At 68.7% G+C, this 15,797-nt stretch carries 12 protein-coding genes and 1 tRNA gene; 8 read left to right on the top strand and 5 right to left on the bottom strand.

What is annotated here, in order from left to right; genetic code table 11:
- Positions 1-6 precede the first annotated feature (6 nt).
- Both nirD and BLP73_RS09185 read left to right on the top strand, forming a co-directional pair.
- A complete protein-coding gene (gene nirD, locus BLP73_RS09190; protein ID WP_090742895.1) occupies positions 7-336 on the top strand; it encodes a nitrite reductase small subunit NirD in 330 nt (109 codons plus the stop codon).
- Entirely contained in the window at positions 333-2,915 is a 2,583-nt protein-coding gene (locus tag BLP73_RS09185) for a nitrate reductase (RefSeq protein ID WP_090742892.1), read from the top strand. Before nirD ends, BLP73_RS09185 begins: the two co-directional genes overlap by 4 nt.
- 103 nt (positions 2,916-3,018) lie before the next feature.
- Here the strand turns inward: BLP73_RS09185 and gltB are convergent, their stop codons facing one another.
- The 5 genes from gltB to BLP73_RS09160 all read right to left on the bottom strand — a co-directional run bounded on the left by gltB (position 3,019) and on the right by BLP73_RS09160 (position 11,765).
- On the bottom strand, positions 3,019-7,557 hold the full coding sequence (gltB, locus tag BLP73_RS09180) for a glutamate synthase large subunit (RefSeq protein WP_090742891.1): 4,539 nt from the start codon (positions 7,555-7,557) through the stop codon (positions 3,019-3,021).
- A complete protein-coding gene (locus BLP73_RS09175) occupies positions 7,554-8,282 on the bottom strand; it encodes a hypothetical protein (protein WP_139165920.1) in 729 nt (242 codons plus the stop codon). The genes gltB and BLP73_RS09175 overlap by 4 nt, the downstream gene beginning before the upstream one ends.
- 47 nt (positions 8,283-8,329) lie before the next feature.
- Complete coding sequence (locus tag BLP73_RS09170; RefSeq protein WP_090742884.1) at positions 8,330-9,826, bottom strand: NAD(P)-dependent oxidoreductase; 1,497 nt, start codon at positions 9,824-9,826, stop codon at positions 8,330-8,332.
- A gap of 149 nt (positions 9,827-9,975) precedes the next feature.
- Positions 9,976-10,782: an undecaprenyl-diphosphate phosphatase gene (locus BLP73_RS09165; protein WP_175453297.1), complete on the bottom strand. Its 807-nt coding sequence runs from the start codon at positions 10,780-10,782 to the stop codon at positions 9,976-9,978.
- Positions 10,779-11,765 (bottom strand): complex I NDUFA9 subunit family protein, encoded by a 987-nt coding sequence (locus BLP73_RS09160; RefSeq protein ID WP_090742877.1) that lies wholly within the window; start codon positions 11,763-11,765, stop codon positions 10,779-10,781. The genes BLP73_RS09165 and BLP73_RS09160 overlap by 4 nt, the downstream gene beginning before the upstream one ends.
- Before the next feature lie 171 nt (positions 11,766-11,936).
- Between BLP73_RS09160 and BLP73_RS09155 the strand changes: the two genes are divergently transcribed.
- The 6 genes from BLP73_RS09155 (at position 11,937) to lptB (ending at position 15,671) form a co-directional block, all read left to right on the top strand.
- Positions 11,937-12,021: transfer RNA gene (locus BLP73_RS09155), tRNA-Leu, on the top strand.
- A gap of 138 nt (positions 12,022-12,159) precedes the next feature.
- Positions 12,160-12,774 carry a ribonuclease D gene (locus BLP73_RS09150; protein WP_090742875.1) on the top strand — a complete coding sequence of 205 codons (615 nt, stop codon included), beginning with the start codon at positions 12,160-12,162 and terminating at the stop codon, positions 12,772-12,774.
- Between the two features lie 102 nt (positions 12,775-12,876).
- Complete coding sequence (locus tag BLP73_RS09145; RefSeq protein WP_090742872.1) at positions 12,877-13,821, top strand: KpsF/GutQ family sugar-phosphate isomerase; 945 nt, start codon at positions 12,877-12,879, stop codon at positions 13,819-13,821.
- Positions 13,822-13,824: 3 nt separating this feature from the next.
- The gene (locus BLP73_RS09140) at positions 13,825-14,409 is read left to right on the top strand and encodes a hypothetical protein (protein ID WP_090742869.1); all 585 of its coding nucleotides are present in this window, start codon (positions 13,825-13,827) and stop codon (positions 14,407-14,409) included.
- 21 nt (positions 14,410-14,430) lie between these two features.
- Entirely contained in the window at positions 14,431-14,913 is a 483-nt protein-coding gene (lptA, locus tag BLP73_RS09135; protein WP_090742866.1) for a lipopolysaccharide transport periplasmic protein LptA, read from the top strand.
- Positions 14,913-15,671, top strand: a complete 759-nt coding sequence (lptB, locus tag BLP73_RS09130; protein ID WP_090742862.1) for an LPS export ABC transporter ATP-binding protein — start codon at positions 14,913-14,915, stop codon at positions 15,669-15,671. The genes lptA and lptB overlap by 1 nt, the downstream gene beginning before the upstream one ends.
- Positions 15,672-15,797 lie beyond the last annotated feature (126 nt).

Genomic DNA, 15,797 nt, shown 5'->3' with positions numbered 1-15,797 from the left:
AACGCCATGAACCTCATCGACATCGCCGCCCTCAGCGACATCCCGCGCGAAGGTGCCCGCGTCGTCCGCACCCCCCAAGGCTGCGTCGCCATTTTCCGCACCGCCACCGATCAGGTCTTCGCCCTCGACGACCGCTGCCCTCACAAGGGCGGCCCCCTCTCCGAAGGCATCGTCCACGGCACCTCCGTCACCTGCCCCCTGCACAACTGGGTCTTCGACATGGCGACGGGCGAGGCCCAAGGCGCCGACGACGGCCGCGTCGCCACCTACGCGGTGCGGGTCCAGAACGGCCGCATCCTCCTCGACGCTGCCTTCCTCTCCCGCAGGGCGGCATGAACCCGGTCCGCACCACATGCCCCTATTGCGGCGTCGGCTGCGGCGTGCTGGCGACCCCGGACGGGCAGGGGGGCCTGACCATCAAGGGCGACCCCGTCCACCCGGCGAACCGGGGCCGCCTCTGCGTCAAGGGCGCCGCCCTTGGCGAGACCGTCAGCACCCAAGGCCGCCTCCTCACCCCCCGCATCCACGGCACCGACGCGCCCTGGACCCAGGCCCTCGACCTCATCGCCGACCGCTTCACCGACGCTATCGCCCAGCACGGGGCTGACAGCGTGGCCCTGTATGTCTCCGGCCAACTCCTGACCGAGGACTACTACGTCGCCAACAAGCTGATGAAGGGCTTCATCGGCAGCGCCAATATCGACACGAACTCCCGCCTCTGCATGGCCTCATCGGTCGCCGGCCACCGCCGCGCTTTCGGCACCGACACCGTCCCCGGCCTCTACGAGGATCTGGAACTGGCCGATCTGGTCGTCCTGACAGGCTCAAACCTCGCCTGGTGCCACCCGGTCCTGCACCAGCGCCTGCTGGCCGCCCGCGCCGCCCGGCCGCAGATGAAGATCGTCGTCATCGACCCTCGCCGCACCGCCACCTGCGAGGATGCGGACCTGCACCTGCCCCTCGCCCCCGGCGCCGACGGCCACCTCTTCAACCTCCTCCTCTGCCACCTGCACGACACCGCCCGCACCAGCGCCACCTTCCTGCCCCATGTCACCGGCCTTGATGCCGCGCTGACCGCCGCCCGCGCCAGCCGCCCCGAAGATACCGGGCTGGCCCCCGATCTACTCCAGCAGTTCCTCGACCTCTGGGCCGCGACCGACAAGACCGTCACCGTCTATTCCCAAGGCATCAACCAATCGGACAGCGGCACCGACAAGGTCAACGCCATCCTCAACTGCCACCTCGCCACCGGCCGCATCGGCCGCCCCGGCACGGGGCCGTTCTCCGTCACCGGCCAGCCCAATGCCATGGGCGGGCGCGAGGTCGGCGGCCTCGCCAACATGCTCGCCTGCCACCTGGAGCTGGAGAACCCCGCCCACCGCGCCGCCGTCGGCGCGTTCTGGAACGCCCCCCGCATGGCGACCAGCCCCGGCCTCAAGGCCGTCGACATGTTCCGCGCGGTGGAGGATGGCCGCATCAAGGCCCTCTGGATCATTCACACCAACCCCGCCGTCACCATGCCCGAGGCTGACCGCGTCGCCCGCGCCATCGCCAATTGCGACTTCACCGTCGTCTCCGAGACTTGGCCCGACACCGACACCGCCCGCCTTGCCAAGGTCCTCCTCCCTTCGACCGCCTGGGGCGAAAAGGACGGCACCGTCACCAATTCCGAGCGCCTCATCAGCCGCCAGCGCGCCGCGCTGCCGCCGCCCGGCGAGGCCCGCCCCGACTGGTGGCAACTCGCGCAAGTCGCCCGCCGCATGGGGTTCACGGGCTTCGACTGGACCACCCCGACCCAGATCTTCGCCGAACACGCCGCCCTGTCAGGCGTTGCCGGCGCCCTCGGCAGCGATTTCGACATCTCGGATCTCGCCACCGCCGACTACGAGACCCTGACCCCCACCCTCTGGCCGCAAAACCACCGCCAGAAAGGCGGCCGGTTCTTTGCCACGGGCAGATTCCACACGCCTAGTGGCCGCGCGCGGATGATCCCGGTCAGCGCACGCGTGGCGGACTCCGCGCCCTTCCGCCTCAACACCGGCCGCATCCGCGACCAGTGGCACACGATGACCCGCACCGGCCTCGCTCCGCGCCTGAACCAGCACCTCGCCGAACCCTTCCTTGAGATCCACCCCGAGGACGCTCTGCGCCTCGGCCTCGCCCCCGCCTCCCTCGCCGAGGTCACCAGCGAGAACGGCACCGCCATCCTCCGCACCCTCATCACCCCGAAGGTCCAGCCTGGCCACCCCTTCGCCCCGATCCACTGGACCGGTGAGACCGCCCCCTCAGGCCGCATCGACGCGCTCATCCCCGGCCTCACCGACCCCGTCTCGGGCCAGCCCGCCAGCAAGTCCGCCGCTGTCGCCATCCGCCCCTTCCGCGCCGACTGGTTCGGCTACGCCATCAGCGCCGCCCCCCTCCACCTGACCTGCGCCTACTGGGCCAAAGCCAGCATTGAAGGCGGCCAGCAATACGAACTCGCCGGCACCGCAGCAGAAGACCCCCGCGCCCTCGCCGAAACCCTCTTCGGCGCCGCCCCCACGAGCGAGCTGCGCGATCCCTCCCGCGGCATCGCTCGCTTCGCCTTCACCCTAGGTGCCCGCCTTACCGGCGCGCTCTTCATCGCGCCGCAACCGATCCCGCTTTCCCGCAGCCACCTCCGCGCCGCCCTGACCCAGCCCGACCCCGCCATCCTCGCCGGCCAGCCCGGCGCGGACCGCCCCGATCCCGGCCCCACCGTCTGCGCCTGCCTGAACGTCGGCCTGAACCAGATCCGCGCCGCCATCGCCACGGGCGAGGCCACCAGCGTCGCCGCCATCGGCACCGCCCTCGGCGCCGGCACGAATTGCGGCTCCTGCCGCCCCGAACTCGCCGCCCTCCTGGCGCAGCACCAGCCCAGGATCGCCGCCGAGTAGCCCTTCTCCGTTGCTCAAATACCCAATCCGGCGCCGCCACGCATGCGGCGCCCGGAACGACGAACGGCCCCCGAAGGGGCCGCCCGAAGCGCGTCAGGAGGGGTTATTCCGCCGGCACCGCGCTCGGCGCCTCGACGGCAGCGATGGGGTGCGGCAGGTGGATCAGCATCTCCTTCGGGCAGACCTGCAGGAAATGCGCCTTCTCGCGCTCCCAGTTCGCCAGGATCTCGTCCGCCTTGCGCGAGCCGGTCTCCTTGGAGTGCCGCTCGATCAGGTCCTTCAGCTCGGCCTCCCAGTGGTCCTGCGTCACGGCGCAGAGAACCAGCGTCTCCGCGTTGATGTAGGACCGCGCCACGCCCTCCGGATCATAGAGATAGGCCATGCCCCCGGTCATCCCGGCACCGAAGTTGGTCCCGATCCGCCCGAGGATCACCGCGACCCCGCCGGTCATGTATTCGCACCCGTTCGAGCCGCAGCCCTCGATCACCACCTTCGCGCCTGAGTTGCGGACCGCGAAGCGCTCGCCCGCGCGGCCGGCGGCGAAGAGATAGCCGTCCGTCGCGCCGTAGAGCACCGTGTTGCCGATGATCGTGTTCTCGGACGCGACCAGCGGGCTGGCCATCGGCGGGCGCACCACGATGGTGCCCCCCGACAGACCCTTGCCGACATAGTCGTTGGCATCCCCGGACACTTCCAGCTTCAGCCCCGGCGCGGCAAAGGCGCCGAGCGACTGGCCCGCCGAGCCCGTCAGGCGCACCGTCAGATGGTCGGGCTGCAGCTTGTTCCGCATCCCGAATTTCTGGACGATCATGCTCGAGGTCCGCGTGCCGATGGTCCGCAGCGTGTTCCGCACAGCATAGGACAGCTGCATCTTCTCGCCATCGCTGAAGAACCGCTCGGCGTCGCGGATGATCTCGGCGTCCAGCGTGTCCATCACCGCGTTGCGAGGCTTCGAGCGGTCATAGACGATCTTCTCGGCCCCATCGACGGTGATGAGCAGCGGGTTGAGGTCCAGATCGTCCAGATGCGCCGCACCCCGGCTGACCTGCGTCAGCAGATCGGCGCGCCCGATGATCTCGTCGATGGACCGCGCGCCGATGGAAGCCAGAATCTCGCGCACCTCCTGCGCGTAGAAGGTGATCAGGTTCACCACCTTGTCCGCCGAGCCCGTGAACATCGCCCGCAGTTTTTCATCCTGGGTGCAGACGCCCACCGGGCAGGTGTTCGACTGGCACTGGCGCACCATGATGCAGCCCATCGCGATCAGGGCGGCGGTGCCGATGCCGTATTCCTCGGCCCCCATCATCGCCGCCATGACGATGTCGCGCCCCGTCCTCAGCCCGCCATCGGTTCGCAGCGTCACCCGCTCGCGCAGGCGGTTCATGGCCAGAACCTGATGCGCCTCGGTCAGCCCCATCTCCCACGGCAGACCCGCGAACTTGATCGAGGTCGCCGGCGAGGCCCCCGTGCCGCCGTTGTGGCCCGAAATCAGGATCACGTCGGCCTTGGCTTTCGCCACGCCCGCCGCGATGGTGCCGACGCCCGAGGACGCCACCAGCTTCACGGTGATCTTGGCGCGCGGGTTGATCTGCTTCAGGTCATAGATCAGCTGCGCCAGATCCTCGATCGAGTAGATATCGTGATGCGGCGGCGGCGAGATCAGCGTCACGCCCGGCGTCGAGTGCCGCAGCCGCGCGATCAGCTTGGTGACCTTCATGCCGGGCAGCTGGCCGCCCTCGCCGGGTTTCGCACCCTGCGCGACCTTGATCTCCAGCTCCTCGCAGGCGTTGAGGTATTCGGCGGTAACGCCGAAGCGGCCCGAGGCGACCTGCTTGATCTTCGCGCAGGGATTGTCGCCGTTCGGCAGCGGGTGGCTGTGCGCCGGGTCCTCGCCGCCCTCGCCGCTGTCGGACTTTGCGCCGATGCGGTTCATCGCGATGTTCAGCGTCATATGCGCCTCGGGCGATAAGGCCCCGAGGCTCATCCCCGGCGTGACGAAGCGCTTGCGGATCGAGGTGATGCTCTCCACCTCCTCGATCGGGACCGGCTTGCCCAAGGGCTTGATGTCCAGCAGGTCGCGGATGTGGATCGGCGGGTTCGCCCGCATGGTCGCGCTGAACTGCTTCCAGACATCATAGGACGCCTTCTCGCAGGCGACCTGCAGCAGCTTCATCGTGTTGGCTTCCCAGGCATGCTTCTCGCCCGAGCGGCGCAGCTTGTAGAAGCCCCCCACCGGCAGCAGGTCGGCGGCGTTGCCGTGATAGGCCGACTGGTGCAGCCCCTCCAGCTTGCCCTGAAGCCCGTGCAGCCCGATCCCCGAGATGCGGGAGTTCATGCCGGGGAAATACTCGGCCACCATGGCGCGCGACAGGCCCACCGCCTCGAAGTTCAGACCGCCGCGATAGGACGACAGGACCGAGATCCCCATCTTCGCCATGATCTTCAGAAGGCCCGCATCCACCGCGTCGCGGTAGCGGCGCATGTTGTCGATAAGGCTCCCTTCCAAGAGGCCCCGCTCGATCCGGTCGGCGATGCTGTCCTGCGAGAGGTAAGGGTTCACCGTGGTCGCGCCGCAGCCGATCAGCACCGCGAAGTAATGCGGGTCGATCACCTCGGCCGCCCGGACGTTGAGCGAGCAGAAGGTCCGCAGCCCCTTGCGCGTCAGCCAGCTGTGCACCGCGCTGGTCGCCAGGATCATCGGCATCGCCACGCGGGCCGGCCCCTGCGCCTCGTCCGTCAGCACCAGATGGCCCGCGCCCGAGCGCACGGCATCCTCGGCCTCGGCGCGGATGCGCGCAAGGCCCTCGCCAAGCGCGTCCGGCCCGGCATCGTCGGGGAAGGTGCAGTCGATCACCGTCACCGTCTCGCCGAACATCTTGGTCATCTCGGCGAATTCGCCGTTGGCGACGAAGGGGCTCTCCAGCACCAGGATCTCGGTCTGGCTGCTGCTTTCGTCCAGCACGTTCTTCAGGTTGCCGAACCGGGTCTTGAGGCTCATCACCCGCGTCTCGCGCAGGCTGTCGATGGGCGGGTTCGTCACCTGGCTGAAGTTCTGGCGGAAGAAGTGGTGCATCGGCCGGTACTGCTTGGACAGAACCGCCGGCGGCGTGTCGTCGCCCATCGAGGCAATGGCCTCCTTGCCGTCCTCGGCCATGGGCGCGAGCACATGCTCCAGCTCTTCCATCGTGAAGCCGGCGGCGGCCTGGCGCTGGCGCAGCGCGTCGCCGGTGAAGCGCACCGGCTCGGGCAGATCGCGCATCATGGCGTTCAGCTCGACGACCTTCTCGATCCACTCGCCGAAGGGCTGGCTGCCCGCCAGGCGGTCCTTGATCTCGGTGTCGTGGTAGAGCTTGCCGTCCCACATATCGACCGCGATCATCTGCCCCGGCCCAAGCGCGCCCTTCTCGCGGACGTTCGCTTCATCGACCGGCACCATGCCGACCTCGGAGCCCGCGATCACCAGGTTGTCGCCCGTCACGACGAAGCGCATCGGCCGCAGCCCGTTGCGGTCGAGACCTCCGCAGACCCAACGCCCGTCGGTCATCGCCAGCGCGGCGGGGCCGTCCCACGGCTCCATCACGGCGTTGCAATAGGCATACATGTCCGCCCATGCCTTGGGCATGTCGGTCGTCGATTTCGACCAGCTTTCCGGCACCAGCATGGTCTTCGTCATCGGCGCCGAGCGGCCCGAGCGCACCAGGACCTCGAACACCGCATCCAGCGCCGCCGAGTCGGACGAGCCTGCCGGCACGATCGGCTTGATGTCCTCGGCCATCTCGCCGAAGGCGCTGGAGGCCATGCGGATCTCGTGGCTCTTCAACCAGTTGAGGTTGCCCTTCAGCGTGTTGATCTCGCCGTTATGGGCCAGCATGCGGAAGGGCTGGGCCAGCCACCATTGCGGGAAGGTGTTGGTGGAATAGCGCTGGTGGTAGATGGCGAATGCGGATTCAAACCGCTCGTCCTTGAGGTCCGGGTAGAACTCGGCCACCTGCTCGGCCAGCATCATGCCCTTGTAGATGATCGACCGGCAGGACAGCGAGCAGAAGTAGAGGTCGCGCACCTGCGCGGCGACGGCCGCCCGCTCGATCCGGCGGCGGATGATGTACAGCTCGCGCTCGAACTGGACGTGGTCGATGTCCTTCTCGCAGCGGATCAGGATCTGCTCGATCTCGGGGCGGGTGGCGTTAGCCTTCTCGCCCAGAACGCCGGTGTTCACCGGGACGTGCCGCCAGCCATAGATGTAGTGGCCCATCCGCAGAACCTCGGATTCCACGATGGTCCGGCAGGATTCCTGCGCGGCAAAGTTCGTGCGCGGCAGGAAGACCTGGCCGACCGCGATCAGCTTGGACTGGTCGGGCTCGTGACCCGTGCGGCGGATCTGATCGTAGAAGAACGGCACCGGGATCTGCACATGGATGCCCGCGCCGTCGCCGGTCTTGCCGTCCGCATCCACCGCGCCGCGGTGCCAGATCGCCTTCAGCGCGTCGATCCCGTGCTGCACGACCTTGCGCGAGGGCTTGCCGGCCAGATCCACCACGAAGCCGACGCCGCAGGACGAATGCTCGTCCTCTTCGCGGTAGAGGCTGTTCTGCGCCATCCAGTCGCGGCGCGCTTCCTCGGAGGCTTTCCAATCCATCGTCATGATGCGGCCCTTTCCAGCGGGATCTGCGTCATCAGCTGATCACAGTCATATTGAGGGGTGGTCAGGCCGAAGCCGGCCTCGCCCGGAAACGCGAAGGTCACCGGGCTGTCATTCGTCTCGCGCCGCGCGCCGGTCCAGTCGGTCGTCCTCTCGACGCCGCCATAGAAGCGGCCCATCTCGCGGCTGATGAACTGGTTGCCGCGCCGCTCGATCAGCACCTCGCCCGATTCGGCGGTGGTGGTCAGCTCGAACTCGGTGCGTTCCAGCGTCTGGCCGCCGATCTCGACGCTCTCGCCGGTCAGGACGTCATGGCCCTGGTGACGCAGCCGCTCGCCGCTGTTCGACTCGGTCCAGAAGTCGAAGTCGTCCCGGCCCGTCTCCAGCAGGCGCGAGAAGCTGGCATGGCTCTCGGCCTCTTCCACCAGCCGGTCCATCAGCCCGGTCTGCGGGCTCTGGCTCTCGATCCAGCGCGTCTCGGCGTCGATCGTGGACAGGTGGTAGAGCCCGTCCCTCCCGAAGATCGCGCTGCGCTGATAGCCCTCGGGGTCGGCCGAGCAGACGTAGTATTGACTGACCGTGCAGCCGCGGTTCTGGACGGTGACCTGAAGCTGGCATCCGCCGGGGGGCGTGAAGGTCGCCGCCGCCGCCGGCAGGGACAGCAGGGCGGACGCAACGGCGAACGCGCCGGCGAGGGCCGCAACAGCCACCGCGCGTTGTCGGTGCATGTTCGGTGCACGTTCGGTGCATGCCGGCTGCATCATCGGTGAGCCCCTCATTCGGCGGCCATCCGGGCCTCGCCCGTCAGGTAGCCGTCGATGGACTCGGCCGCCTCGCGCCCGTCGCGGATCGCCCAGACCACCAAGCTCGCGCCGCGCACGATGTCCCCCACGGCAAAGACGCCGGGGATCGAGGTCTGGTGCGTCTGGAAGTTCGCCTTGATGGTCCCCCACCGCGTGACCTCCAGACCCTCGACGCCCCAAAGCTGCGGCAGGTCCTCGGGCTCGAAGCCGAGCGCCTTGATGACCAGGTCCGCCGGCTCGTCGTAATCCGCGCCCTCGATCAGCTCGGGCGACTGCCGGCCGGTGACATCGGGCTGGCCGAGCCGCATCTTCTGGATGCGGACGTTGGCGATCTGCGAGACCGTCCGCACCGGCCCATCGACATCGGCTTCCTGCGCGGCCGCGAAGTCGCCGGTGACATGGCCGACGAAGCTGCCGGGACCGGAAAGCCAGACGAACTCAACGCCCTCTTCCTCGGCGTTCTGCACTTCGCGCTGCGAGCCGGGCATGTTGGCACGGTCGCGGCGATAGAGGCATTTCACCGACTGCGCGCCTTGCCGGATGGCGGTGCGGACGCAGTCCATCGCCGTGTCGCCGCCGCCGATGACGATGACGCGCTTGCCCTTGGCGTTCAGCTCGCTGTCCTCGTAGTCCGGCACCTCGTCGCCGAAATCCACCTTGTTCGAGGCGGTCAGGTAGTCGATCGCCCGCACCACGCCGCCATGATCGGCATTGTCCAGATCCAGATCGCGAGTCTTGTAGACGCCCGTCGCGATCAGCACCGCGTCATGCTTACCGCGGATCGCGTCGAAGCTGATGTCCTCGCCCACGTTGCAGTTCAGCACGAACTCGACGCCCGCATCCTCGAGCAGCTTGTTGCGGCGCATGACCACGTCCTTCTCCAGCTTGAAGCCGGGAATCCCGTAGGTCATCAGCCCGCCGGCGCGGTCGTAGCGGTCGTAGATCGTCACCTGGAAGCCGCGCCGCCGCAGCGCGTCGGCCGCGGCAAGGCCCCCCGGACCCGCGCCGATGATGCCGACAGATTCGGCGCGCTCCACCTCGGGGCGGGCGGTCTCGATCCAGCCGTTCTCCCACGCGGTGTCGGTGATGTATTTCTCGATGGCGCCGATGGTGACGGTGCCGTGGCCCGACTGCTCGATGACGCAGTTGCCCTCGCACAGGCGGTCCTGCGGGCAGATGCGGCCGCAGATCTCGGGGAAGGTGTTGGTCAGCTGGCTGACCTTGTAGGCCTCGTGCAGGCGGCCCTCGGCAGTCAGGCGCAGCCAGTCGGGGATGTTGTTGTGCAGGGGGCAATGGCTCTGGCAGTAGGGCACGCCGCACTGGCTGCAGCGCCCGGCCTGCTCGGCCGCCTTCTGGGCGGCGAACTCGCGGTAGATCTCGTGGAAGTCCTCGGCCCGTTCCGCAGCCGAGCGTTTCTCGGGCATCTCACGCGGGGTCGAGACGAACTTGAGCATCTTCTGCGTGGCCATGGCTGCGCAACCTTCGTTAAGAAACCTGTGCGCGAGCCATAAACGAAGGGAGATTGAATGAAAAGTCAGCCATGCTGACCTTTAAGTCAGATTTTCCTCGGGCAGGCGGAATAAATGAGGGACTGGAGGATCAACTAGGTCAGCTTGCGTTACCTACCCGTAAGAATCGCAAGCAAAACCAAAACGCCCACCACGATCCGCCACCACGCGAACAGCGCGTAGCCGTGGCGCGAGACGTAGCCGAGCAGCCAGCGCACCACCACGACCGCCGAGATGAAGGCGAAGACGAAGCCGACGAGGATGTTCGTCAGCGCCTCACCATGCAGGATGTCCTGGTTCTTGTAGAGGTCATAGGCGAAGGCCCCGACCATCGTCGGCATGGCCAGGAAGAACGAGAACTCGGCCGCGGAGCGCTTGTCCGCGCCCATCAGCAGCGCCCCCACGATGGTCGCGCCCGAGCGCGAGACGCCGGGAATCATCGCGAGGCACTGGATGATGCCGATGCGGAAGGCCATGCCGATGGGGAAATCCTCGGCGCGGGTATAGACCGGCCGCAAGCTGCGCCTGTCCACCCACAGGAGGACGGACCCCCCGAGGATCAGCATCAGCGCGATCAGCATGGGCGTCTCGAAAAGCACGGCCTTGATGAAGCCATGCGCCAGCGCGCCGATGACGGCGGCGGGCAGGAAGGCGATCAGGACGGCGGCGATGAAGCGCCGTGCGGCCGGATCATGCGGCGCGGCGGCGAAGGTCGAGGCGATCTTGCGGGCGTAGACGCCGAGGATGGCGGCGATGGCGCCGAGCTGGATCATCACCTCGAAGGCGCGGCCGGGCGAATCGAAGCCTAGGAAGTGGCCGGCCAGCAGGACATGGCCGGTGGAGCTGACGGGAATGAACTCGGTCAGGCCCTCGAGAATCCCGAGGACGGCGGCGACGATCGTGTTCGGCTCCATCAGGGCCGGCGCAGGTTCTTGGCCGAGCGGTTCATGGCGTTGAACTGGCCCGAGGGCCGGAAGCGCCAGAGATAGTCGTCGATCACGGCGCCGGGCGAGACGGGCTGGATGCCCAGCTCCTTGAAGCCGCGCGTGCCGGGCGTCGTCACGTTGTCCTGCGACAGAAGCGCCAGCTGGTCCCGGCTGAGCAGCGAGTTGCGGAAGAGCCCGCCGGTGATGAACTGCACCCCGTCCAGCAGCGTGGCGCCGATCCGCGCGAGGAAGCCCGGCATCGGCAGCAGGATCTTGCGGCGCGCGGTCGAGCGGACGACCTGCTGCGCGATCTCGCGCATGGTCAGCACGTCGGGGCCGCCCAGCTCGTAGATGCCGGGCGCGGCCTCGCCGGTGGCGCCCATGACGGCGGCGCGGGCGACGTCCTCGACATAGACCGGCTGCATCCGGGTCTTGCCCCCGAGAACCGGCATGAAGGGGCCCTTGTTCGTCAGCCCGGCGAAGCGGTTGTAGAAGTTGTCGTCGGGGCCGAAGATGACCGAGGGGCGCAGGATCACCGCGTCCGGCCGGGCGGCAAGGACGGCGGCCTCGCCGCGCGACTTGGCGGCGACGTAGCGGCTTTTCGACTGCGGGTCGATCCCGAGACCCGAGATGTGGACAAGGCGCGCCACGCCCATTTCGGCGGAAAGGCGGGCGATCAGCTCGGCACCGGTCTCGAAGACGGCGTCGAAGGTGCTCTTGCCCTCGGGCGAGAGGATGTTGACGCAGTTCACCGCCGCATCGGCGCCCGACAGGGCCGCGCGGACCGAGGCCTCGTCGCGGATGTTGCAGAAGACCGGGTGGACCTGGCCGACGACGCCATAGGTGCGGGTGAAGATCGCCTCGTCGGGGCGACGCACCGCGATGCGGACGCGCCAGCCGGCCTGGGCCATCAGCCGGGCGACCTGCCGTCCGACAAAGCCCGACCCTCCGAAGATCGTGACCAGTTTCGCCATGGCGCCCGACTCCTTCACCCTCTGCGTGCTTGCTCCTTACCGAAGGCCGGCCAGCCGGGCAAGAAGGCGGCTCCGGGCGGCGGCAGGGCCGCACGGAAATTCGGCAGGAAAGTTGAAAAGGGCCATTGACGCCCCTCGCGCCTCGCTTTAATCACCCCGCTCACACCACCTGCCCAGGTGGCGGAATTGGTAGACGCGCACGGTTCAGGTCCGTGTGCCGCAAGGCGTGGAGGTTCGAGTCCTCTCCTGGGCACCATGATACAAAACCCCTCGGGAACGCGAGTTTCCGGGGGGTTTTGCTTTTCCTCCGGCCGCGATTTTCGCTGGAACGGACGCGGCAATTCTGGTCAAGGAAGGCGGCAGGCGACATGGCAGGCCGAAGGCAGTGCAGACGATGAGCATCCATCTTTACCCCAACGATCTTCCCGACGGGCTGGACCTCGGCCCGGTCGTCGCCATCGACACCGAGACGATGGGTCTGGACCCGCGCCGCGACCGGCTGTGCCTGGTGCAGATGTCATCGGGCGACGGCGAGGCGCATCTGGTGCAGATCGACCGCGGCCAGACCGAAGCGCCGAACCTCACGAAGATGCTGACCGATCCCAAGGTGCTGAAGCTGTTCCATTTCGGCCGCTTCGACGTGGCCGCTTTGGAGAACGCCTTCGGCGTGGTGACGGCGCCGGTCTGGTGCACGAAGATCGCCTCGAAGCTGGTGCGGACCTATACGGATCGGCACGGGCTGAAATACCTGCTGAGCGAGCTGGTCGGCGTCGATGTCAGCAAGCAGCAGCAGACCAGCGATTGGGGCGCGGCGGACCTGACGGACGCGCAGCTGGAATATGCGGCCTCGGACGTTCTGCACCTGCACAAGCTGAAGGAGGCGCTGGAAGAGCGGCTGAAGCGCGAGAACCGGCTTGGGCTGGCGCAGGCGTGCTTTGACTTTCTGCCGGCGCGTGCCCATCTGGACCTCTTGGGTTGGGGCGACGAGGGCGACATCTTCCGCCACTGAGCGCCCTGCACCGGACGGGGGACCCTGCCGGGGGCGGAGGCCGGGGGCGCTTCGCCCCCCGGACCCCCCGAGGATATTTTTGCACAGAAGACGAGGCGGCCCTTGGCAGATTACATCGAGACGGCGCGGCGGGTGATCGAGACCGAGCGGGCAGGGCTGGCGGCGCTGTCCGCGGGCTTGGGCGAAGAGTTCTCGCGCGCGGTCGAGATGATGCTGGCGGTGAAGGGGCGGGTCATCGTCTCGGGCATGGGCAAGTCCGGCCATGTGGGGCGCAAGATCGCGGCGACCTTCGCCTCGACCGGGACGCCCGCGCAGTTCGTCCATCCGGCCGAGGCGAGCCATGGCGACCTGGGCATGGTGACCGAATCCGACCTGGCGCTGGTCTTGTCCAACAGCGGCGAGACGCCGGAGCTGGCGGACCTGATCGCCCATGCCCGGCGCTTCCGCATCCCGCTGATCGGGGTCGCCTCGCGCCCCGGATCGACCCTGCTGCGGCAGGCGGATCTGGCGCTGGTCCTGCCGGCGGCCGAGGAGGCCTGCGGGAACGGGATCGTGCCCACGACCTCGACCACGATGACCCTGGCGCTCGGCGACGCCCTCGCCGTCGCGCTGATGGAGCATCGGCGCTTCACGCCCGAGCATTTCCGCACCTTCCATCCCGGCGGCAAGCTGGGCGCGCTGCTGGCGACGGTGGGCGATCTGATGGGGCGCGACCTGCCGCTGGTGGCCGAGGACGCGCCCATGTCCGAGGCGCTGCTGGAGATCAGCCGCAAGGGCTACGGCGTCACCGGCGTCGTGGACGGCGCGGGCGGGCTGGCCGGGATCATCACCGATGGCGACCTCAGGCGGCACATGGACGGGCTTCTGGAGCGCCGGGCGGCCGAGGTGATGACCCGCGCCCCCCGGGTGATCGCGCCCGAGGCGCTGGCCGCCGCCGCCCTTGCGGAGATGCAGGACCGCAAGATCACCTGTCTCTTCGCGGTCGAGGCGGGGCGTCCGCGCGGCATCCTGCACATCCATGACTGCCTGCGCGCCGGGCTGGTCTGAGCGATGAACCGGACCCGCGTCGTCCGCTGGCTGCGCGTGCTGCTGCCGCTCGCGGCGCTGGCGATGCTGTCGACGCTGTTCCTCTTTTCGCGCGAGCCCGAGGCGGTCTCGCGCATTCCCTATGCCGATGTCGATGCCGAGACGATGGCCCGCGATCCGCGGCTGGTGGCGCCCGACTATGCCGGCGTGACCGAGGACGGCGTGCGGCTGACGCTGCGCGCCAGCTCGGCCTCGGTGCCGGGCGCGGGGGCCAGTGGCGACGCGCAGGACCTGCGGCTGGACTGGCAGCGCCCCGACGGGCTGATGGCCGAACTGACCGCGCCGGAGGGCGGGCTGGCGGACGGGCAGGTGCGCCTGTCTGGCGGCGTGCGGATGCAGACCAACTCGGGCTGGGAGATCGTCTCGCCCCGGATCGAGGCGGCGACGGACCAGTCCCGCATTGAGGCCGCCGAGGGCGTGGAGGCGGCCGCCCCCTTCGGCGCGCTGAGCGCGGGCCGGATGCGGCTGGCGCCGGCGCAGGGCGCGGAGGCCGAGGGCCCCGCGGTCCTTGATTTCAGCGGCGGCGTGCGTCTGATATACCAGCCCTGACCCGGTGAAAGGATGCGAGCGATGCCCCGTGTGATGCCGATTGCCCTGATGCTTGCTGTGCTGGCGATGCCGGCGGCGGCGCAGAACATGACCTTCGGCGGGATGCGCGCCGACACTTCCGCCCCGGTCGAGGTGGCGGCGGACAACCTGTCGGTCAATCAGACGGACGGGACGGCCGTCTTCACCGGCAATGTCGTGATCGGGCAGGGCGAGATGCGCCTCTCGGCGGCCGAGGTCCATGTCGATTATGCCGAAGGCGGGCAGAACCGCATCCGCGCGCTGCGGGCAAGCGGGGATGTGACGCTGGTCTCGGGGCCGGATGCGGCCGAGGCGCAGGAGGCGGTCTATGACGTCGAGGCGGGCGAGGTGACGCTGATCGGCGACGTCGTTCTGAGCCAGGGCGCGAACGTTCTCAGCGGCGACCGGCTGGTGGTCGACCTGGCGACCGGCGCGGCGCAGGTGCAGGGCCGCGTCCGCTCGATCCTGCAGCCGGGCGGCAACTGATGCCGCAGGCGCGCAGGCAGGGCGAGGGGGAGGGGGAGGGGCTGAGGGTCCGCAACCTTAGGAAATCCTACAAGAACCGGCCGGTGATCCGCGACGTCTCGGTCGACCTGGCGCAGGGCGAGGTGGTCGCGCTGCTGGGGCCGAACGGCTCGGGCAAGACCACCTGTTTCTACTGCATCGCGGGTCTCGTGACGGCCGATGCCGGGCAGGTGATGATCGACGGGCGGGACGCCACGCGCCTGCCGATGTTCCGCCGCGCCCGGCTTGGCATCGGCTATCTGCCGCAGGAGATGTCGATCTTCCGCGGACTGACGGTCGAGCAGAACATCATGGCCGTGCTCGAGGTCGCGCTGGACGATCCGCGCCACCGCCGCGACCGGCTGGAGGAGCTGCTGGCCGACTTCTCGATCACTCACCTGCGCAGCGCCTCGGCGCTAGCGCTGTCGGGGGGCGAGCGGCGGCGGGCCGAGATCGCGCGCTGCCTCGGCTCGGAGCCGAGATACCTTCTGCTGGACGAGCCCTTCGCGGGCGTGGACCCGATCGCCGTCGGCGAGATCCGCGGCCTTGTCCACGACCTGAAATCGCGCGGCATCGGCGTGCTGATCACCGATCACAACGTGCGCGAGACCCTCGGCATCGTGGACCGGGCCTACATCCTGCATGACGGCCATGTGCTGATGTCGGGCACGACCGAGGAGATCGTCGCCGACGCCCGCGTCCGCGAGGTCTATCTGGGCGAAGGCTTCCGCATGGCCTGACCCCCGCCGCGGGCGGGCGCGCGATTCCGTCGCGAGGCGCGGGCTGCCCGTTGACACTCGCGCGGGGGTGTCACCAAATTGACAAAGGTGGGCTCGCGATCACGCGGCACGCGCACCCCTCGGTGA

This window comes from Paracoccus tibetensis (genome assembly GCF_900102505.1).
Lineage (GTDB): Bacteria > Pseudomonadota > Alphaproteobacteria > Rhodobacterales > Rhodobacteraceae > Paracoccus > Paracoccus tibetensis.
The sequence above is the reverse complement of the archived record's forward strand: the minus strand, read 5'-3'. Positions and strand labels throughout refer to the sequence as shown.